The 18,296-nt window shown below is 70.7% G+C and carries 20 protein-coding genes and 1 tRNA gene; 9 read left to right on the plus strand and 12 right to left on the minus strand.

The annotated features are described in order from the left end of the window. Nucleotides 1–94: 94 nt before the first annotated feature. Entirely contained in the window at nucleotides 95–1,078 is a 984-nt protein-coding gene (locus ACJX2R_RS21230) for a decarboxylase (RefSeq protein ID WP_413101426.1), read from the minus strand. A gap of 207 nt (nucleotides 1,079–1,285) precedes the next feature. On the opposite strand from ACJX2R_RS21230, the gene ACJX2R_RS21235 reads away from it, so the two are divergent. Together ACJX2R_RS21235 and ACJX2R_RS21240 are read left to right on the plus strand one after the other, a co-directional pair. Beyond that, nucleotides 1,286–2,233: a D-2-hydroxyacid dehydrogenase gene (locus tag ACJX2R_RS21235; RefSeq protein WP_262699763.1), complete on the plus strand. Its 948-nt coding sequence runs from the start codon at nucleotides 1,286–1,288 to the stop codon at nucleotides 2,231–2,233. A 25-nt stretch (nucleotides 2,234–2,258) separates the two neighbouring features. After that, nucleotides 2,259–3,674 carry an amidase gene (locus ACJX2R_RS21240; protein ID WP_413101427.1) on the plus strand — a complete coding sequence of 472 codons (1,416 nt, stop codon included), beginning with the start codon at nucleotides 2,259–2,261 and terminating at the stop codon, nucleotides 3,672–3,674. Nucleotides 3,675–3,856: 182 nt separating this feature from the next. On the opposite strand, the gene ACJX2R_RS21245 is transcribed toward ACJX2R_RS21240, so the two are convergent. Continuing rightward, nucleotides 3,857–4,366 carry a DUF3830 family protein gene (locus ACJX2R_RS21245; protein WP_210948097.1) on the minus strand — a complete coding sequence of 170 codons (510 nt, stop codon included), beginning with the start codon at nucleotides 4,364–4,366 and terminating at the stop codon, nucleotides 3,857–3,859. Nucleotides 4,367–4,486: 120 nt separating this feature from the next. Here ACJX2R_RS21245 and ehuB point away from each other — a divergent pair, with 120 nt between their 5' ends. The 6 genes from ehuB (at nucleotide 4,487) to ACJX2R_RS21275 (ending at nucleotide 8,675) form a co-directional block, all read left to right on the plus strand. Continuing rightward, complete coding sequence (gene ehuB, locus ACJX2R_RS21250) at nucleotides 4,487–5,410, plus strand: ectoine/hydroxyectoine ABC transporter substrate-binding protein EhuB (protein ID WP_371105991.1); 924 nt, start codon at nucleotides 4,487–4,489, stop codon at nucleotides 5,408–5,410. Next, nucleotides 5,407–6,159 (plus strand): ectoine/hydroxyectoine ABC transporter permease subunit EhuC, encoded by a 753-nt coding sequence (gene ehuC / locus ACJX2R_RS21255; RefSeq protein WP_262699766.1) that lies wholly within the window; start codon nucleotides 5,407–5,409, stop codon nucleotides 6,157–6,159. The genes ehuB and ehuC overlap by 4 nt, the downstream gene beginning before the upstream one ends. Beyond that, entirely contained in the window at nucleotides 6,156–6,806 is a 651-nt protein-coding gene (gene ehuD, locus ACJX2R_RS21260; protein WP_020871050.1) for an ectoine/hydroxyectoine ABC transporter permease subunit EhuD, read from the plus strand. Before ehuC ends, ehuD begins: the two co-directional genes overlap by 4 nt. 22 nt (nucleotides 6,807–6,828) lie before the next feature. Then, nucleotides 6,829–7,599: an ectoine/hydroxyectoine ABC transporter ATP-binding protein EhuA gene (gene ehuA, locus ACJX2R_RS21265; RefSeq protein ID WP_198276360.1), complete on the plus strand. Its 771-nt coding sequence runs from the start codon at nucleotides 6,829–6,831 to the stop codon at nucleotides 7,597–7,599. 179 nt (nucleotides 7,600–7,778) lie between these two features. Continuing rightward, nucleotides 7,779–8,540: an IclR family transcriptional regulator gene (locus ACJX2R_RS21270; protein WP_020871048.1), complete on the plus strand. Its 762-nt coding sequence runs from the start codon at nucleotides 7,779–7,781 to the stop codon at nucleotides 8,538–8,540. 61 nt (nucleotides 8,541–8,601) lie between these two features. Continuing rightward, a tRNA-Lys gene (locus ACJX2R_RS21275) sits at nucleotides 8,602–8,675 on the plus strand. Nucleotides 8,676–8,723: 48 nt separating this feature from the next. Here ACJX2R_RS21275 and ACJX2R_RS21280 read toward each other — a convergent pair. The 3 genes from ACJX2R_RS21280 to ACJX2R_RS21290 form a co-directional block, all read right to left on the minus strand. Beyond that, nucleotides 8,724–8,942 carry a DUF2277 domain-containing protein gene (locus ACJX2R_RS21280; RefSeq protein ID WP_413101428.1) on the minus strand — a complete coding sequence of 73 codons (219 nt, stop codon included), beginning with the start codon at nucleotides 8,940–8,942 and terminating at the stop codon, nucleotides 8,724–8,726. A gap of 422 nt (nucleotides 8,943–9,364) precedes the next feature. Continuing rightward, nucleotides 9,365–10,219, minus strand: a complete 855-nt coding sequence (locus tag ACJX2R_RS21285) for an alpha/beta fold hydrolase (protein ID WP_413101429.1) — start codon at nucleotides 10,217–10,219, stop codon at nucleotides 9,365–9,367. 23 nt (nucleotides 10,220–10,242) lie between these two features. Further along, nucleotides 10,243–11,121 (minus strand): 4'-phosphopantetheinyl transferase family protein, encoded by an 879-nt coding sequence (locus ACJX2R_RS21290; RefSeq protein ID WP_413101430.1) that lies wholly within the window; start codon nucleotides 11,119–11,121, stop codon nucleotides 10,243–10,245. A gap of 282 nt (nucleotides 11,122–11,403) precedes the next feature. On the opposite strand from ACJX2R_RS21290, the gene ACJX2R_RS21295 reads away from it, so the two are divergent. Further along, nucleotides 11,404–12,315 (plus strand): alpha/beta hydrolase, encoded by a 912-nt coding sequence (locus tag ACJX2R_RS21295; protein WP_413101431.1) that lies wholly within the window; start codon nucleotides 11,404–11,406, stop codon nucleotides 12,313–12,315. Between the two features lie 86 nt (nucleotides 12,316–12,401). Here ACJX2R_RS21295 and ACJX2R_RS21300 read toward each other — a convergent pair whose 3' ends face one another. The 7 genes from ACJX2R_RS21300 to ACJX2R_RS21330 all read right to left on the minus strand — a co-directional run bounded on the left by ACJX2R_RS21300 (nucleotide 12,402) and on the right by ACJX2R_RS21330 (nucleotide 18,265). Then, nucleotides 12,402–14,168 (minus strand): acetyl/propionyl/methylcrotonyl-CoA carboxylase subunit alpha, encoded by a 1,767-nt coding sequence (locus tag ACJX2R_RS21300; RefSeq protein ID WP_413101432.1) that lies wholly within the window; start codon nucleotides 14,166–14,168, stop codon nucleotides 12,402–12,404. A gap of 54 nt (nucleotides 14,169–14,222) precedes the next feature. Beyond that, nucleotides 14,223–15,152: an alpha/beta hydrolase gene (locus ACJX2R_RS21305; RefSeq protein ID WP_413101433.1), complete on the minus strand. Its 930-nt coding sequence runs from the start codon at nucleotides 15,150–15,152 to the stop codon at nucleotides 14,223–14,225. A 122-nt stretch (nucleotides 15,153–15,274) separates the two neighbouring features. Then, complete coding sequence (locus ACJX2R_RS21310; protein WP_413101434.1) at nucleotides 15,275–16,066, minus strand: DsbA family protein; 792 nt, start codon at nucleotides 16,064–16,066, stop codon at nucleotides 15,275–15,277. A gap of 95 nt (nucleotides 16,067–16,161) precedes the next feature. Then, nucleotides 16,162–16,965: a 3-oxoacyl-ACP reductase FabG gene (gene fabG / locus ACJX2R_RS21315; protein ID WP_413101435.1), complete on the minus strand. Its 804-nt coding sequence runs from the start codon at nucleotides 16,963–16,965 to the stop codon at nucleotides 16,162–16,164. 34 nt (nucleotides 16,966–16,999) lie between these two features. Next, nucleotides 17,000–17,551, minus strand: a complete 552-nt coding sequence (locus tag ACJX2R_RS21320) for a 3-hydroxyacyl-ACP dehydratase FabZ family protein (RefSeq protein ID WP_413101436.1) — start codon at nucleotides 17,549–17,551, stop codon at nucleotides 17,000–17,002. Further along, complete coding sequence (locus ACJX2R_RS21325; RefSeq protein WP_413101437.1) at nucleotides 17,548–18,009, minus strand: 3-hydroxyacyl-ACP dehydratase FabZ family protein; 462 nt, start codon at nucleotides 18,007–18,009, stop codon at nucleotides 17,548–17,550. Before ACJX2R_RS21325 ends, ACJX2R_RS21320 begins: the two co-directional genes overlap by 4 nt. A gap of 1 nt (nucleotide 18,010) precedes the next feature. Continuing rightward, entirely contained in the window at nucleotides 18,011–18,265 is a 255-nt protein-coding gene (locus ACJX2R_RS21330) for an acyl carrier protein (protein WP_020871038.1), read from the minus strand. Between the last annotated feature and the right edge of the window lie 31 nt (nucleotides 18,266–18,296).

Below are 18,296 nucleotides of genomic sequence, written 5' to 3' on the forward strand. Positions count from 1 at the left end.
GCCCCCGCGAGCGCCGCCCCTGCACTGCTGTCACTTCTCCTACACCGCGGAAGCCCGGCGGGTTCCCACCCGCCGGGCACCCCGGGCCGCCGTCTCACCCCGCGGCCGGGCCTCCGGAATCGTCCAGGTAGGGGCCCTCGCCGAGGCCGGTGCCGAAGCCGGGGTCGAGCCCGTCGGCCGGGTCGCCGTCCGGCCCCGGCGAGGCCGCCCCGGCCAGCGCCGCCTCCGGCTCGTCCACCACGGACTCGACCGCCTCCACGGCCCCGAGCATCGACTCGACGACTGGGTCCGTCACCGGGAACGGGCCGCTCGGCGACACCGACATCCCCGCCGGACCGGACCGGGCCACCGGGTCCAGCAGCGCCTGGTACGGCCCCACGGCCTGGGCGCCGATCGCCCGCAGCGCCGCCCACATGGTGACCTGGTTCGCGGACAGCACGGGCATCCGCAGCTCCGCCTCCAGCTGCGGGATCACGTCGTAGGTCGGCAGATTGGTGCAGCTGATGAAGAGCGCGTCGGTGGCCCCGACCACCGCCTGCCGGGCCATGTCGACCACATCGCGGTACGGCACCTTCCAGATGTGCCGGGTCAGTCCGAGGTACGCCCGTCCGGTGACGGTCATCCCGCCCTCGGCCAGATACTCCTCCAGCGAGTCAGTGACGGACTGGGTGTACGGCGTCACCACCGCGATCCGCCGGGCGCCGATCTCCCGCAGCGCCTCCAGCAGCGCGCCCGAGGTGGTCAGCGACGGGATCTCACCCGTCTGGGACATGGCCGCGCACATCGCGCGCTCCCCGGCCACACCGCCGACGAAACTGCCCGAGGTGCACGCGTACGCCACCACTTCCGGTGCGACGGCCGCCAGCGCCTGCACCGCGTCGTGCAAGGTCTCGTGCTCACTCACAAGTCGTGCCAGGTCGAGGCTCACCTCGACGGGTACGAACGGGGTACGGGTGAGGTGGAGGGATACCTCGTCCGGCACCCAGCGCCACAGCTCACGGTCGAGTGCGAAGTCGAACGGTGCCACCACACCCACGCCGCGCTGCGGCTGTGGGCCACCCAGAAAAGAGACGTCCAAAGCGAGCCCCAATACGGAACGGAGGGACTGGACCATTGGCCAGAGATTTGGATGGAGAGAGCCGGCCTGATGCCGGGGACGCCGAGACAGATGCCGTTGTTGACGACGGTAGTTTCCGCTGCCTAGCGTGGTCAATCCTCAAACTGAGGCGCCTGCCCGCTCCTTCTTCAGGCAAACCCATCCACGTTTCGAAACGGTTTCCCGCCTATGTCCGAAAGCACAGTTGTCGTCTTCGGCGACCAGCCGCCGGTCCACCTGGACCGGGTGGCCGGCCGGGCCAAGGTGCTCGTCTGTGACGAGAACTCGCTGCCCCAGGCGCTCCCCACCGCGGATGTGCTCCTGGTCTGGGACTTCACCTCCGACGCGGTCCGCGACGCCTGGCCCGGCGAGGGTCCCCGGCCGGCGTGGGTCCATACCGCGAGCGCGGGGGTGGACCGGCTGCTCTGCCCCGAACTCGTCGCGTCCGAGACAGTATTGACCAATGCTCGAGGGGTCTTCGAGCAGCCGATCGCGGAGTATGTGGCCGGTCTGGTGATCGCCATGGCCAAGGATTTCCACGGAAGCTGGGAGCTACAGCGGCAGCGCCGCTGGCAGCACCGCGAGACGATGCGGCTGGCCGGAACGCGCGCCGTGGTGGTGGGCGCGGGTCCCATCGGCCGGGCCATCGGCTCCACCCTGGCCGCGCTCGGCGTGGTGGTCGACCTGGTGGGCCGCACCGCTCGGCAGGGCGTGCGCGGCGGCGACGAGCTGCCCGAGCTGCTTCCGTCGGCCGACTGGGTGGTGAGCGCGGCGCCGCTCACCGACGCCAACCGCGGCATGTTCGACCGCACCGTCTTCGACCGGATGAAGTCCTCCGCCCGGTTCATCAACGTCGGCCGCGGCCCCCTGGTCGTCGAGAAGGACCTCACGGCGGCCCTGGTCGCCCGGCGGATCGCCGGCGCGGCCCTGGACGTCTTCGAACACGAGCCGCTGGCCTCGGACGATCCCCTGTGGGACGTACCCGGGCTGTTCGTCTCGCCCCATATGAGCGGCGACACGGTCGGGTGGCGCGACCATCTGGCCGACCAGTTCCAGGACAACTACGAGCGCTGGTGCGCGGGCGAACCACTGCTCAACATCGTCGACAAACGCCTCGGGTACGTACCGGTGGACTGATCGCAGGACCTGAACGGAGAGCCGGATGACCGACATTCACGACCTGACAGCCGTTCAACTCGTCGAGCGCTATGCCTCCGGCGAGCTCTCCCCCGTCGAGGCGACCCGTGCGGTCCTCCACCGGATCGAGCAGATTCAGCCGGAGGTGAACGCCTTCACCCGGGTGGACGCCGAGGGCGCGCTGCGGCAGGCGGAGGAGTCCGCCGAGCGGTGGCGGCGCGGGGCCCCGGTGGGCCTGGTGGACGGCGTCCCGGTGTCGGTGAAGGACATCCTGTTGCAGCGCGGCGCCCCCACCCTGCGCGGTTCGCGGACCGTACGGCCCGAGGCGGGGGCATGGGACGAGGACGCGCCCTCGGTGGCGCGGCTGCGCGAGCACGGCGCGGTGTTCGTGGGGAAGACCACAACCCCGGAGTTCGGCTGGAAGGGCGTCACCGACAGCCCGGTCCACGGGGTCACCGGCAATCCGTACGACCCCCAGCGGACCGCGGGCGGCTCCAGTGGCGGCAGCGCGGCCGCGGTCGCGCTGGGCGCGGGTCCGCTGAGCCTGGGGACGGACGGCGGGGGCTCGGTCCGCATCCCGGCGGCCTTCTGCGGCATCTTCGCGCTGAAACCCACCTATGGGAGGGTTCCGCTCTATCCGGCGAGCGCGTTCGGCACCCTGGCCCATGTGGGGCCGATGACCCGGGACGCGGCGGACGCGGCGCTGCTGATGGATGTGATCTCCGGTCCGGACTGGCGCGACTGGTCCCAGCTGGGACCGGTCGAGGGCGGCTTCCGGGAGGCGCTCACCGCCGGCGGGGGCGGGGTGGACGGCCTGCGGGTCGCCTACAGCCCCGCGCTCGGCGGCGCGGCCGTGGTCGACCCGGAGGTGGCCGCGTCGGTGCGGCGGGCGGTGGACCTGCTGGCGGAGCTGGGCGCGGTGGTCGAGGAGATCGACCCGGGGTTCGAGGACCCGGTGGAGGCGTTCCACACGCTGTGGTTCAGCGGCGCGGCCCGGGTGGTGCAGCCGCTGGGGCAGGAGGACTGGGAGCTGCTGGACCCGGGGCTGCGCGAGATCTGCGCCCAGGGGGCGTCGTACAGCGCGCTGGACTATCTGGCGGCCGTGGATGTGCGGATGGCCCTCGGCCACGCCATGGGGCGGTTCCACTCCGCGTACGACCTGCTGGTCACCCCCGCGCTGCCGATCACCGCGTTCGAGGCGGGGGTGGAGGTGCCCAAGGGGTCGGAACACACCCGGTGGACCGGCTGGACCCCGTTCACCTACCCGTTCAACCTGACCCAGCAGCCCGCGGCCTCGGTGCCGTGCGGCCTCAGCGGCGCGGGCCTGCCGATCGGGGTGCAGCTGGTGGGCGCGCGCCACGCGGACGCGCTTGTGCTGCGCGCGGCGCACGCGCTGTTCGAGGCGGGGCTGGCGGACGGGGTGCGCCCCCCGGCGACGTAAGGCCCATTGGCCCGGGACAGGGCCAGGGACAGGGCCAGGGGCAGCTCCGCCCCGGCCCATGGGCCGCGCCGGGCACAAGCCGAGGGCCTGTGCCCGGCGCGAGGCCCGTACCCGGCGCGAGGCCCGTACCCGGCGCGAGGCCCGTACCCGGCGCGAGGCCCGTACCCGGCGCGAGCCGAGGTCTACGCCCGGCGGAAGTTCAGGGTCTCCCCCAGCGCCCCCGCGCGCCACAGGTCCTGGCAGGCGTCGGCCATACGGTCGAGGCCGTCCACGATCGTGCCCCAGACGATCCCGGGCACCCAGCCCGCGTCGCCGTTGATCAGCAGGTTGTTCCGCTCGTAGAAGAGTGCCAGGTCGATCACCTGCCGCCGCCCCTGGTGCTTGGCCTCGGTCTCGTATCCGTACGACTTGGTCCCGAGCTGGGTGTCCGTGAAGGTGAAGTAGCACAGGTCCCCGGGGATCGGGGTGATCGTCGGGTTCTCAAGGGGCGGCTCCTCGGGCGCGAAGGGGGGCAGCAGCGTGTAGATCTCGTTGCGTGCGTACTTCGCGTGATACACGTCACCCCCGAGCGGCAGGGCGTTCCACACCGCGTCGCAGGTGATCGGCGCGAGATCGTCAAGCAGCTTGGCCGTGCAGCTCACCCCGCGCTTGTCGAGCGAGACCTCGATGAACCGGTCGGCTCGGTCAACCATCGACTTTCCTCCAGGTCGCTTCGGAACCAGTCCTGTCCCAGGGGACTACCCAGGCATCGGCTGTATCAAGGGCCGGAAACGACCCGCATACATTTGGCGGAGTCGGGTAGCCGCGCGCCCATGGCTCCACCACGTGGGAAAGACACCGATAGCAGAGAAATAGCCAAAATGGGCCCAAGCCGCCGTGCGCTTCTCGCCGGCGGTGCGGCCCTGGGTCTGCTGGGCGCGGCCGGCTGTAGCCGGGTGTCCGGCTCGGGCGCCAAGGACGGGGGGAATCTGCTGGAGCGGCTGCGGTCGCAAGGGACGGTCCGGCTGGGAATTGCGGGGGAGATCCCATTCGGTTATATCGACGAGAACGGCGAGTTCACCGGCGAGGCGCCGGAGATCGCGAAAGTCATCTTCAAGCGGCTGGGCGTGCCCAAGGTCCAGCCGGTGCCGACCGAGTTCGGCTCGCTCATCCCGGGTCTTCGGTCGCAGCAGTTCGACGTGGTCTCGGCGGGGATGTACATCAACCCCGAGCGCTGCGCCCAGGTGATCTTCTCGGACCCGGACTACCGCATGCGTGACGCGTTCATCGTGCGCAAGGGGAACCCCAAGGGCCTGCACAATTACGAAGACATCTTCAAGAAGAAGGCCAAAATGGCCACCGGCACCGCCTACGCCGAGATCGGCTATGCGGAGGACGCCGGGATCAAGCAGAGCGACATGCTGATCCTCCCCGACCAGCTGGCCGGGCTGCTGGCCGTGGAACAGGGCCGGGCCGATGTCTTCGCGGGCACGACCGTGACCGTCCACAACGTGGTGAAGCAGCGGAACAGCCAGCGGGCCGAGGCCACCGAGCCGTTCCAGGCGTACGTCGACGGCAAGCCGGACATCGGCGCCGGCGGCTTCGCCTTCCGGCCGGAGGAGACCAAGCTCCGGGACGCGTTCAACGTGGAGCTGCACAAGATGAAGAAGAGCGGCGAGCTGCTGCGCATCGTGCGGCCCTTCGGCTTCACCAAGGAAGAGATGACCGATCTGACCGCCAAGGAGCTGTGCTCATGACGGCCGGGCTATGGGAAAACTGGCTACTTCCGGGCGTCTGGATCACCATCCAGCTGACCCTGTACAGCGCGGTCTTCGCGGCCGTCGTGGCGTTCGGCATCGGGATCGCGCGCACCTCCCCGCTGTGGATCGTCCGCTTCCTGACCGGCTTCTATGTGGAGGTCTTCCGCGGCACCTCGGCCCTGGTGCTGATGTTCTGGCTGTTCTTCGTGATGCCACTGGCCTTCCAGTTCCAGCTGGTGCCGATGTGGGCCGCGGTACTGGCGCTGGGGCTCACCTACGGGGCGTACGGTTCGGAGATCGTGCGTGGCGCGATCGCCGCGGTGGCCCCGGCGCAGCGTGAGGCGGCCATCGCGCTCAGCTTCACGCCCGCGCAGCGGATGCGCCGGGTGATCCTGCCGCAGGCGATCCCGGAGATGATCCCGCCCTTCAACAATCTGCTGATCGAGCTGTTGAAGGCGACCGCCCTGGTCTCCGCGGTGAGCGTCGCCGACATCACCTTCGCCGCCCAGCTCTCGCGGCTGGCGACCGGTGACAGCCTGGAGATCTACGCGATCATCCTGGTCCTCTACTTCGTGCTGGCCTTCGTCCTCACCCGGCTGATGCGGCTGCTGGAGCGGCGCGCCAAGGCGGGCATCGGCCAGGCCCCCGTGAAGTCCGGCAAGGGCCCGCTGATCACCCGGAAGCTGTCCTCGCGCCAGGAGGCCGAGCAGTCGTCCAACATCATCACGGCGGGAGGTGCCCAGTGAGCTGGAACTGGGATGTGGCGAAGGACTTCCTCCCCGAGCTGGGCAACGGACTGCTGATCACCCTGGAGGCGACCGCCCTGGGCTCGGTCCTGGCGTTCGCGCTCGGCCTGGTGTGGGCGATGGCCTTCCGCTCGCCGACCCGCTTCGTCCGCTGGCCGGTGGCGGCGGTCGTGGAGTTCATCCGCAACACGCCGCTGCTGGTGCAGCTGTTCTTCTTCTACTACGTGCTGCCGACCTGGGACATCAAGTTCTCGGCGCTCACCACCGGAGTGATCGCGCTCGGTCTGCACTACTCGACGTACACCGCCGAGGTCTACCGGGCCGGTATCGACGGTGTGCCCAAGGGCCAGTGGGAGGCGGCGACCGCGCTCAGCCTCTCCCGCGGCCGTACCTGGACCGCGGTGATCCTGCCGCAGGCCATTCGCCGGGTGGTGCCCGCACTGGGCAACTACGTCATCGCGATGCTGAAGGACTCCCCGATGCTCGCGCTGATCGGCGTCGTCGACATGCTTCAGAAGGCACGCGCGGAGGGCGCGTCGTCCTTCCAGTACATCGAGCCCTACACGATGGTCGGCATCGCCTTCATCCTCATCGCCTATCCGGCTTCCCTTCTGATGCGAGCCCTGGAGCGTCGTCTTGGCCACTGAAACCGACCACACGAACCCTGCCGTGGACGGCAGTGAACTGATCCGCTTCGACCAGGTGACCAAGCGCTTCGGCAGCAATACGGTCCTGGACAACCTCGACTTCTCGGTCTCCTCCGGTAAGCACGTCACCCTGATCGGCCCCTCGGGTTCGGGCAAGACCACGATCCTGCGGCTGCTGATGACGCTGATCAAGCCGGACGAGGGCACGATCAAGGTCGACGGCGACTACCTGACCCATGAGGACAAGGGCGGCAAGCTGGTCCCGGCGGGCGAGAAGCACACCAGAGAGGTGCGCAAGAAGATCGGAATGGTCTTCCAGCAGTTCAACCTCTTCCCCAATATGCGGGTGCTGCGGAACATCACCGAGGCCCCGGTGAACGTGCTGGGCCTCGGCAAGGACGAGGCCGAGACCCGCGCCCGGGAACTGCTCGACCTGGTCGGGCTCGGCGACAAGTGCGACGCGTACCCGACGCAGCTGTCCGGCGGGCAGCAGCAGCGGGTGGCGATCGCCCGGGCGCTGGCGATGCGGCCGCAGGTGATGCTGCTGGACGAGGTGACGTCGGCGCTGGACCCGGAGCTGGTGGCCGGGGTACTGGATGTGCTGCGTGACATCGCTCACACAACGGACATCACCATGCTCTGCGTCACCCATGAGATGAACTTCGCGCGGGACATCTCCGACGATGTACTGATGTTCGACTCCGGCCGGGTGATCGAGTCCGGACCGCCGGAGAAGATCTTCACCGAGCCGGAGCACGAGCGGACGAGGGAGTTCCTGAGCGCGGTTCTCTAGTCCTTCGGTGCTGCCCCCGCGACCCTCCCGCGGGGGCACGCCATTGTCATATGCCGAGGACATACGCCCCAGCTGACCGGGGCGGATACGCCTCGGCAATATCCTCAACAGCCGATCCGGATAAGCCCCTTGGCGGTTATCGTGATACAAAGCCACGCCAACCTGCGAGGGGGGAAATCGTGGCGCTCAGGCCCGAGCCGACCGCGCCGTTCCACTCGGTGCAGCACGCCCTCCGCATCCTGGAGGTCGTCGCCAAACACTCGTCCGGCGTCAGCGACATCATGCTCGCCAGGGAGACCCGGCTACCGGCCCACCAGCTCGCCGATCTGCTGCGGATGCTGCGCCGCGAGGGCTATGTGGAGCAGATCGCCGACGGCGCCTACGTGGGTGGCAACGCCCTGACCCTGCTGGGCTCCGCCGCCCCCGACCGCGGCCACGCCGTCCGGGACAAGCTCCAGCAGTCGCTCATCGCCCTGCGCGACTCGGTGGGCGCGGCGGTCTACCTCAGCCGCTATGTGGACGGCGAAATCAAGATCACGCAATACGCGGACGGGCCGCGCGCCCCCAAGGTCAACGAGTGGGTGGACTTCCGCTCCGCCGCCCACGCCATGGCGCTCGGCAAATGCCTGCTCACCCAGCTCGACCACGACAGCCGCCGCGATCACCTCGCCCGCCACAAGACGGTGCGGCTCACCTCCCGGACCACCACCAACGAGAAGGTGCTGTTCCGCAAGCTGGACAGCCAGCCCGCCACTGTGCCCGTCCTTGACCTGCAAGAATACGCGGTCGGCACGGTCTGCGCGGCGGTGCCGATCAGCGCCGGGCGCTCGGTGGGCTGTCTGGCCCTCTCCCTCCCCCTGGCCCATGCCCACCGGCTCCGCCAGGCCGCCGACACCCTCAACCGCGAGGCGGCCCCGATGCTGCTCTCCCTGTCCATCTGAGCCCGGCCGCGCGTGGTCAGAACCACCCCTCCGGACCAGGTAGTATTTATGTCGTCAGCAGGCGCCGCTAGCTCAGTTGGTTAGAGCAGCTGACTCTTAATCAGCGGGTCCGGGGTTCGAGTCCCTGGCGGCGCACAACTGATCAAGCGAATGGCCCGGGTGCTCTCGACAGCCCCGGGCCATTCAGCGTGCCGCCCCGCCGCGCACCTCGAGCGAGTCCAGCAGCTCGGCCGTGGCGGCGGCGATGGCCTCGACGGCCTTGTCGAACGCCTCCGCGTTGTGGGCGGCCGGCTGGCGGAAGCCGGAGATCTTGCGGACGTACTGGAGGGCCGCGGCGCGCGTATCGGCGTCGGTGACGGAGTCGGCGTAGGGCGGGCGGAGTGTCTTGATGGATCTGCACATACTGACGACGGTACGCCGGGGGTACGACAGCCCGTAGGTCGTGGCGTACCTTTCCCCTACCCGCCCCTTCCCGAACCAGGGGCTCCGCCCCTGGACCCCCGGGCCGACGAGCCGACCGTCGGCGCGAACAGCTCGTCGGCGCGAACAGCTCGTCGGCCAGAGCGCCGACCGCGCCACTTGCGACCCGGTGGTCAGCAGCTGACCGGTGAGCAGGGGGCCAGGGCATCCGCGGGACGGGGTGATGCTCGCGGCGAGCGGCGAGGGCCTGAGCCCCTGCACGTGCGAGCTGGTCGCGGTCGGCACGCCAACGCAGCTCCCGGCCGGGGTCTGGGGCGGAGCCCCCACGCGGCGGAGCCGCATATCGATACTGCTGGGAAGGGGCGGGGAGGGGAAGAGCCCGCCGCAGGCGGTGGGGGCCGTGGCTAGGCCGTTTCGGGGCCGTCCAGGACGAAGGCGCGGATCAGGGCGGCCAGTGGGGCCGGCTGGTCCTGGGGGATCAGGGTGTAGCTGTCGGGGATCTCCACCAGGCTGCCCCGGGGCAGCAGGCCGGCCAGGCGCAGGCCGTGCTCGGGCGGCATGACGCGGTCCTCGGACGCCCAGGCCACCAGGGCGGGGCGGTCGAAGGTGCGCAGGGCGTCGGCCCAGTGGAGCAGTTCGTTCACCGGTGGCACGCCGAGGGCGTACTTCCGCAGGTCGCGGCGGATCTCCGGGGAGGTCCACAGCGGCTGGAACCAGGCGTCCATCACCTCGCGGTCCACCGGGCGCTTGGTCATCCAGCCCCAGGTCATCGGCAACCGGCGCAGGGGTGCGAGCTTCAGCAGCTTGAAGGCGGCGTTGAGCCCGCCCGGCAGCTTCGCGGCCAGCCGCAGATTCTTGCCGGGCAGCCCGGGCGGATAGTTCTCGAACGCCTCGCAGGAGGTGATCACCAGTCGGCCGATCCGCTGGTCGCGGCCGTCGGCGATCAGTGCCTGCGCGCCGCCCCAGTCGTTCATGGCCAGCGTGACATCCGTAAGGTCGAGCCGGTCCAGGAACTCGGCGACCAGCCGGGCCACTCCGAGCACCGACAGATCCGCGTCGGGCCGCATCGGGCGGCGGTGCCCGCCCAGGGGGAGGGTGGGGACGACACAGCGGACGTCGGGGGCCAGCGCGGCGACCACCTCGCGCCACAGGGAGCCGTCCATGGCGACTCCGTGCAGCAGGACCGCGACCGGGCCCTCGCCTCCCGTGTCCTCGTACTCGATGGTGCCCGCCGAGAGTTCCACCTCGAGATGCGGCATGGCGCCGACTGTACCCGGGGTGATCACCCCAGAGGCAGACCGGCCAGCGTGACCAGGGGACGCGTCGCGCCGCCGGACCCGGTCTCCTCCCGTACGCCCTCGCCCCGTACGCCCTCGTCCCTTACGGCCATGTCCCGCGCGGCCTCGTCCCTTACGGCGACCGCCGCGTGGTAGCCGGGCGGGGCGTCCAGGTCGGCGAAGGCCCAGCCGCGCGGGCCGGGCGGGGCACCGGCGGGGGCCAGGCCCTCGGCCAGCCCGACGTGGTGGGCGCCGATCCCGCCCGGCAGCCCGGTGCCGATGCCCTTGAGGTACGCCTCCTTACGGACCCAGCAGCCCAGGAACGCCTCCTCCCGCAGCTCCTCCGGAAGCGCCTCGATCGCCGCCCGCTCCTCGGGATGCAGCTGCCCGACCAGCCCCGTCAGCCGGGCCCCGACGCGCCCGGGGTCCCGCTCCTCGACATCGGCGCCGACGGTCACTCCGGCGACGGCGCACAGGGCCGCGTCGCCGGAGTGGGAGAGGGAGAAGTGCAGCGCGTCCTCGCCCGCCAGGGCAGGGCGGCCGTGCGGCTTCTCGCAGTCCGGCATGCCGCAGGTCTCCCGGGTGAACGCGACCTCGGCCGGGTCGATGCCGAGATAGCCGCCGAGCAGCGTCCGCAGCCCCACATGGGAGGTCACATAGCGCTCGCGCGCCACGTCCGACCGCAGCCGCGCCGCGCGCTCACGCTCCCGCCCGTCCAGCATGCCCTCCGCGACGGCGGCGGCAGCGGCGGCGTACGGCGGGATCCGCAGCAGCCATACGGCCACCTCGCCGGGGCCCGGGCGGTCCCCGGGGCCGGGCAGGGCGCGGACCGGGGCCCATCGCCTGGGCTCGGGTGCGGGCTGAACCGGGCTGGTGAAGGACACTGTTCGGTTCCCCCCGTGCTATCGGCCGATGACGCGCTCGCTGTTGGACGTACTGACGGTACAGCGGCGCGCGCGGCGCGCCGTGGGCGCCCCGCCGTCGGAACGCGCCGCCACGGCCGCTTCACACGCCCCCAACACCCTTGCCACAAGGCGGCGTTGCCGATCGCGAACACCCGGTGACTTAGGCCACGTTCGCCTTCCGGCCGACGCGGTCGCCGGTCCGTCCGCACTACGATCGCGCACGTCCGGGCACGATCGGTGGGTGATGGGGGTTTGACGACCATGGCGACGGGATTCCTGGCCAAGGCGGCCTCGGCGGTGACCCTCCCGGTGGCACCGCTGTACGGCGCCTTCCTCTCGTACATGATCTTCCACCCGCCCCGCAGACCGCATCACAAAACCCCCGCCGACCTCGGGCTGACCAGCACGGACGTCAACGTTCCGCTGAACGGGCAGCAGGGCCGCGGGCTGCATGTCTGGCTCATCCCCGGCGACGCCGAGCGGGTCGTGGTGCTCGGACACGGCCTGGGGCTCAGCAAGTCCGCGAGCCTGGCGCACGCGCGGCTGCTCAGCGAGGCGGGCTATACGGTCGCCATGTTCGACCACCGCAACCACGGTAAGAGCGTCGCGGACCGGGCGGGCTGGGGCATGAGTGACCGTCACACCGACGATGTGGTCGCCGTGGTGCGACACATGCGGTCGATGGACGAGTACGCCGCGGCGCGCATCGCGATCTACGGCTTCTCGATCTCGACCTTCCCCTCCTTCTACATGCTCAAGAGGGAGGACTGCCCGGTCGACGCGGTGGTCTTCGACAGCGGCCCCGCGCTTGAGCTGGCCCCGCTGTTCCGGAACTTCGTCGCGGCCGGCGGGGTGCCCATCCCCGGCCCGCTGGGCGCCGGTCCCTCCCGCCCGGTCGTGGAGTCGGTCGCCTCGTCGGCCGCCGTGGCGATGCTGCGGGTGCAGTGGCCGCCGCCGCTCGGGGGCGCGTACGAGCGCACCCCGATGCTCTTCCTGGCCGGTGAGCACGACACCATGATCCCCGCCTCTGGGGTACGGGCGCTGGCCGAGCGCTATCCGCTGGCAGAGGTGCACACCCTGCCCGACACCGAGCACCTTCAGGGCATCAAGACCCAGCCGGAGACGTACGCGGAGACCGTCCTGGGCTTCCTGGAGCGGACACTCAAGGACTGAGCCTTACGGTGGGCCCGGCCAGGCCCGGCCAGACCCGGCCAGGCTCGGCCGAGCCCGGCCCACCGTAAGGACGCCATGGCGACGGATCAGTCCTTCAGTTCGCAGATGACCGCGCCCGCGCTGACCGAGGCGCCGACGTCCGCGTTCAGGTTCTTGACGATGCCACCGCGGTGGGCGTTGAGGGGCTGCTCCATCTTCATGGCCTCCAGGACCACGATGAGATCGCCCTCGGCCACCGTGTCACCCTCGTTGACGGCCACCTTGACGATGGTGCCCTGCATGGGCGAGGCCAGGGCGTCGCCGGAGGCGGTGGAGCCGGACCTCTTGACCGCCTTGCGCTTCGGCTTCTTCGAGCCGCCCGCGGCGCCCGCGGCCTCCCCGGGCGACACCGCCAGGCCGAGGACCGCCGGGAGGGAGATCTCAAGACGCTTGCCGCCGACCTCGACCACGACCGTCTCACGGGCGGTCGGTTCCTCGGTCTCCTCCGTCCCGGTGGGGGTGAACGGGGCGATGGTGTTGTTGAACTCGGTCTCGATCCAGCGGGTGTGGATGGTGAACGGCTCGCTGGTGAACGCGGGGTCCTTGACCACCGCCTGGTGGAACGGGATCGCGGTGGCCATGCCCTCGACCTGGAACTCCGCCAGGGCGCGCGCCGCGCGCTGGAGGGCCTGTGCGCGGGTGGCGCCGGTGACGATGAGCTTGGCCAGCAGGGAGTCCCAGGCGGGGCCGATGACGCTGCCGGACTCCACGCCCGCGTCCAGCCGGACACCCGGCCCGGTCGGCGGGGCGAAGGAGGTCACGGTGCCGGGGGCGGGCAGGAAGTTGCGGCCCGGGTCCTCGCCGTTGATGCGGAACTCGAAGGAGTGGCCGCGCACCTGCGGGTCGCCGTAGCCGATGGCCTCACCGTCGGCGATGCGGAACATCTCGCGGACCAGGTCGATGCCGGTGACCTCCTCGGTGACCGGGTGCTCCACCTGGAGCCGGGTGTTGACCTCCAGGAAGGAGATCGTGCCGTCGTTGCCGACCAGGAACTCCACCGTCCCGGCGCCGACGTATCCGGCCTCTTTGAGGATGGCCTTGGAGGCGGCGTAGAGCTGGGCGTTCTGCTCTTTGGTGAGGAAGGGGGCGGGGGCCTCTTCGACGAGTTTTTGGTGGCGGCGCTGGAGGGAGCAGTCGCGGGTGGAGACCACGACCACGTTGCCGTGGGTGTCGGCCAGGCACTGGGTCTCCACGTGGCGGGGCTTGTCCAGATAGCGCTCGACGAAGCACTCCCCACGCCCGAACGCGGCCACCGCCTCGCGTACCGCCGACTCGTAGAGCTCGGGGACCTCTTCCATCGTGCGGGCGACCTTCAGGCCGCGGCCGCCGCCGCCGAAGGCCGCCTTGATGGCGATCGGCAGGCCGTGCTGCTGGGCGAAGGCCACGACTTCCTCGGCCCCGGAGACGGGGTCGGGGGTCCCGGCGACGAGGGGGGCACCCGCGCGCTGGGCGATGTGGCGGGCGGCGACCTTGTCGCCCAGGTCGCGGATGGCGTGTGGCGGGGGGCCGATCCAGGTCAGGCCCGCATCCAGGACGGCCTGGGCGAAGTCGGCGTTCTCGGAGAGGAATCCGTAGCCGGGGTGGACGGCGTCGGCGCCGGATTCGGCGGCCGCGGCCAGGACCTTGGCCTGGTCGAGATAGCTGGCTGCCGGGGTGTCACCGCCCAGCGCATAGGCCTCGTCGGCCGCGCGCACATGCACAGCGTCCCGGTCCGGATCGGCGTAGACGGCTACGCTCGCGATCCCGGCATCCCGGCAGGCACGGGCAACACGGACAGCGATCTCGCCACGGTTGGCGATGAGCACCTTTTGCATGCTCTCTCTTCCCTCTTCCGAAAAGTTCCGTCCCGTCGGGGACGGTCAAGGTGGCTACCCCAGGGCCCGCTCGAGGAAATCCAGCACCACGCTCGCGTAGCCTTCGGGATCGGTCTCCAGCCCGAGCAGATGCTCGGCTCCCGGCAGGACGTGCGTCTCGGCTTGGGCATAGCGCTCGGCCAGCGCGTCCACCGAGGAGGGCGGCACGATCGCATCGTGCTCGCCCGACATGAACAACAGGGGGATCTTGGCGAACTTGCCCGTCGCGGGCGGCGGCCATTGGGCCCGGAGCATGGCCGGTCCCACCGCGCACAGCGTCCGCGCCACCACCGAACGGGCCGGTTCGCCCTTCAGCACGGCGGGCAGCGGCAGCGCCTCCGCCTCCAGGAACTTGCGCAGCAGCGGCGGAACGTCGTGTCCCGGCCCGCTGTCGCACACCAGCGCGTCAAGTTCGAACCCGTCGTGGGTCAGCGCCCACATGGACGAGAAGCACGAGAACGAGAAGCCGTAGAAGGCTATCCGCGCCGTGCCGTACCCGCGCCGGCCGCGCAGATGGGACACCACGGCGGTGACATCGCTCGCGAACCGGTCGCCGAGCCCGAACAGCGCCCGGTCGTCGCTGCTGGCCCCGTGGTTGCGGTGGTCGAACAGACAGACGGTGTACCCGGCGTCGTGCAGGAACTTGGCGTGGCGCAGGCTGTGGTCCTTCGCCGTCGCCATGCTGTGCCCGAGCACCACCACCTTCTCGGGGGACCCCGGACACAGCCAGGTGTCGAGGTGCTTCCGCGCCGCGAAGGGGACCTTCAGCTCGGTGCAGGGCAGCCCGTGGTCCCGGGGGTGCTCCCGCGGCTCCCGGCGCCGCGGATGGAAGGCCAGATACGCCAGCGAGGCCCCGAACAGCGGGGCGACCGGCAGGGCCGCGGCCGAGAGGACGCGGGCTCCCAGGGAAGGAGGCCGCGCCGACGTCTGGCGTGGCTCGGGCATCTGCGTCCTCCAGGAGGGGGAGTGGCCGTCGGCGGTCAGGGCGTTCTCGTCTCGGTCTGAGCGGGCGGCTGGACGGGCGGGTATACGGGCGCCAACGTGTGAACGAGCGGGCGGGCGAAGAGTCAGCCACAGCCTCCGGCATGGCCCGGATCGGCCGACCGGGCGGCGGCGAAGTCCGCGTCCAACAGCTCGGCGACGTCCGCGCCCGGCGCCCCGGCGAGGGGCGTATCCCGGGACCGGGAGCCGGACCCGGGCCCCGAGCCGGACCCGGACCCCGAGCCGGACCCGGACCCCGAGCGGACCGAGGCGACGAAGGCCGCCAGCCGGTCCACGCCCCAGAACTTGTCGTAGCCGTGGGTGAAGAACGGCACGCCGAACGCCCCGGCGTCGCTGAGCGCGAGCAGGGCCTGGAGCCCCCGGCCGGCACGCAGCTCCTCGTCATCGGCGGCCGCCGCCGCCCGTTCGGCGGGCAGCCCCAGCTCTCCGGCGATGTCCGCGATGGTCGTACGGTCGCAGATGTCGCGGCCCTCCTGCCAGCGCGCTCGGTAGACGCGCTCGATCCAGGCGGGGCCGAGCCCCGCGTCGAGCGCGAGGAAGTACGGCAGATGCGGCACCTCCCAGACCGGGTCGTGATCCACCGGCCAGCTGACCGCGAGTCCGCGGTCGGTCGTCAGCCGGCGCACATCCTGGAGGATATAGAGATGCTTCTCCCGGGACATCGCCGAATAGGGGAAGTGATGGCCGTGTTCGGCCATACGGCGCTCCCCTTCCGCGTCCGGCTCCCACCACAGGTGCCATTCCACCGCCTGTGCGACATCCGGATAGCGGTCCATCAGATCACGGTAGGCGATCCAGCTGTACGGGCTGCGGAAATTGAAATAGAACCGCGGTACTTTGCCGCGCTTGGCTGCCACGTCCGTATCCCCTCGCTCGTCCGTCTCCTGCGTAACGCTCGTTCAGCGAGCGATCACTCGTGCGCACCGCCCGCTCAGCGGTGCGGCGGTGCCCGTCAGAGGACGATGCCGCCGTCCACCTGGAACACCGCACCGGTCACATACTCCGCTCCGACCAGGTACGCGACCATGTCGGCGACCTCCTCGGGACGGCCGAAGCGGCGCAGCGGGATGCTCTGCTCCGCCTCCTTGCGCACCCGGTCGGAGAGCTCGGCCGTCATATCGGTCTCGACGAAGCCTGGTGCCACCACATTGGCTCGGATGCCGTACCGGCCGACCTCCTTGGCGAGCGACTTGGTGAAGCCGATGATCCCCGCTTTGGAGGCCGCGTAATTGCTCTGGGTCGCATTGCCGTGGACACCGGCCACGGACGAGATGTTGATGACGCATCCGGACTTGCGTTTCATCATTCCGAACACCACGGAACGGCACAGGTGATAGGTGCCGTCCAGGTTGACCTCCAGGACGCCGCGCCACTCCTCGTCCGTCATCAGCAGCAGCGGATTGTCCCGGGTGATCCCGGCCGAGGTGACCGCGACCTCGACCGGGCCGAGCGACTCCTCGGTGAAGGCGACCAGCTCGCGCACCGCGCCCGGGTCGCGGACGTCCGTCTGTCTGCCGAGCACCCGCCCGCCGCCGAGCCGCGCCGCCTCCTCCTCCAGTTCACGGGCGGCGTCGGGGCTGGAGCGATGGCAGAACGCCACATCGAAACCGTCCCGGGCCAGCCGGAGCACGGTGGCCCGGCCTATGCCGCGGGAGCCGCCGGAGACCAGCGCGACGCGCGGCGTCGGCTCCTCGTCAGGCGTCGGCTCCTCGTCACCGGATGCGCGGTCCGTGTCGTCGGATATTCGGTCGGACATACGGTGAGGTCCTTCTCCCGGGGGTGGTGTGCGGTCAGAACGGGTCGGGCACGGGCGGATCGGGCAGGGACGGGCCGGGCACATGGGGCTCGGCCACGGGCTGGTCGGGCACGGGCGGATCGGCCAGGTCGGAGGCCGGGCGCATGGTCATCGTCAGCCGCCCTATGGTGAGAGCGGTCTCCTTGCCGACCAGGCTCTCGCCCTCGAAGACATAGGTCTCACCGACCTGGCGGGCCAGCCGCACATGATGCTCCACCACATCGCCGGGCACCACCGGCCGGTGGAACTCGGCGTCCGAGATGCCGCCCAGCAGCATCGCCTTGCCCGAGCGCACATCGGGGTTGGGCCGGTCCCAGGTGACCAGCACCCCGGCCACATGGCACCAGGACTCGATGAGCACCGTCCACGGATAGTGGTAGTCCTCCTCGGTCGCGGTGTCCGGCATCCCCTCGTACCAGGGCTCGTTGCAGGTGACCGCCTTCAGCCCGCTCGCCCGCTCGCCAGGCACCAGTTCGGTGACCCGGTCGACCAGCAGCATGGGGTAGCGGTGCGGCAGCATCCGCTTGATCTCATCGACGGTGATCATCCGGCGTCCGCTCCTCGGTCCTGGTCGCCCCGCTCCCCCGCCCCGGCCGCCGCGCCCGGAGCGTCCCGGTTCTCGAAGCGCAGCCTTATCTGCGCGGCGGGCCCGCGCCCGGTGGCCGCCGAGGCCCGGCAGCGCCAGCCACCGTCCTTCCGCGACCAGACGTATTCGCTGGTCAGCTCGTCACCGGGGTAGACCGGGCTGAGGAAGCGGGAGGACTCGACGGCCGCCAGGACCCAGCGTCCGCCCGGTTCGCGCTCCGGCATGGTGGCGAGGGCGCCGCGCTGGACGTACTCCACGACACACACCCCGGGGAAGATGGCGAACCCCGGGAAGTGCCCGGCGAAGACCCTCTCCGACGCGGCGACCACGGCCACGCACCGGGCGGGCCGCTCACCGGGGAGGCCAGGGTCCACGACCTCCACGGCGCCGTCCACCGGCCCGCACGCCGCCGCCGTCATCTCACTTCCCCATCTTCGAGGCGAGCAGGTCGTGCACCTTCCGGAGCGTGGTGATGTCCTTCATCTCCCGCTCCTCCAGCTTCACCGAGTACTTCTTCTCCAGGACGACCATGACCTCGAGGGCCATCAGGGAGTCCACGCCGAGGGTCTTGACGAAGTCGGCGTCGTCGGTGACGTCCTCCTCGTCCACGTCGAGCACATCCGCGACGAAGGTGCGCAGCTCGTCCATGTCCAGGGCGGCGGTGGCGTCGGCCATGCGGGGTCTCCTTCCGCTCTCAGAGCGTGGG

The sequence above is a fragment of the Streptomyces sp. Inha503 genome, from assembly GCF_047215865.1.
Taxonomy (GTDB): Bacteria; Actinomycetota; Actinomycetes; order Streptomycetales; family Streptomycetaceae; genus Streptomyces; species Streptomyces lycopersici.

Coding starts and splice junctions, on each gene's coding strand:
- ACJX2R_RS21235 (WP_262699763.1), top strand. CDS start 1,286: ATGTCCGAAAGCACAGTTGTCGTCTTCGGCGACCAGCCGCCGGTCCAC.
- ACJX2R_RS21240 (WP_413101427.1), top strand. CDS start 2,259: ATGACCGACATTCACGACCTGACAGCCGTTCAACTCGTCGAGCGCTAT.
- ACJX2R_RS21245 (WP_210948097.1), bottom strand. CDS start 4,366: ATGGTTGACCGAGCCGACCGGTTCATCGAGGTCTCGCTCGACAAGCGC.
- ehuB (WP_371105991.1), top strand. CDS start 4,487: ATGGCTCCACCACGTGGGAAAGACACCGATAGCAGAGAAATAGCCAAA.
- ehuC (WP_262699766.1), top strand. CDS start 5,407: ATGACGGCCGGGCTATGGGAAAACTGGCTACTTCCGGGCGTCTGGATC.
- ACJX2R_RS21280 (WP_413101428.1), bottom strand. CDS start 8,942: ATGTGCAGATCCATCAAGACACTCCGCCCGCCCTACGCCGACTCCGTC.
- ACJX2R_RS21285 (WP_413101429.1), bottom strand. CDS start 10,219: ATGCCGCATCTCGAGGTGGAACTCTCGGCGGGCACCATCGAGTACGAG.
- ACJX2R_RS21295 (WP_413101431.1), top strand. CDS start 11,404: ATGGCGACGGGATTCCTGGCCAAGGCGGCCTCGGCGGTGACCCTCCCG.
- ACJX2R_RS21300 (WP_413101432.1), bottom strand. CDS start 14,168: ATGCAAAAGGTGCTCATCGCCAACCGTGGCGAGATCGCTGTCCGTGTT.
- ACJX2R_RS21305 (WP_413101433.1), bottom strand. CDS start 15,152: ATGCCCGAGCCACGCCAGACGTCGGCGCGGCCTCCTTCCCTGGGAGCC.
- fabG (WP_413101435.1), bottom strand. CDS start 16,965: ATGTCCGACCGAATATCCGACGACACGGACCGCGCATCCGGTGACGAG.
- ACJX2R_RS21320 (WP_413101436.1), bottom strand. CDS start 17,551: ATGATCACCGTCGATGAGATCAAGCGGATGCTGCCGCACCGCTACCCC.
- ACJX2R_RS21325 (WP_413101437.1), bottom strand. CDS start 18,009: ATGACGGCGGCGGCGTGCGGGCCGGTGGACGGCGCCGTGGAGGTCGTG.
- ACJX2R_RS21330 (WP_020871038.1), bottom strand. CDS start 18,265: ATGGCCGACGCCACCGCCGCCCTGGACATGGACGAGCTGCGCACCTTC.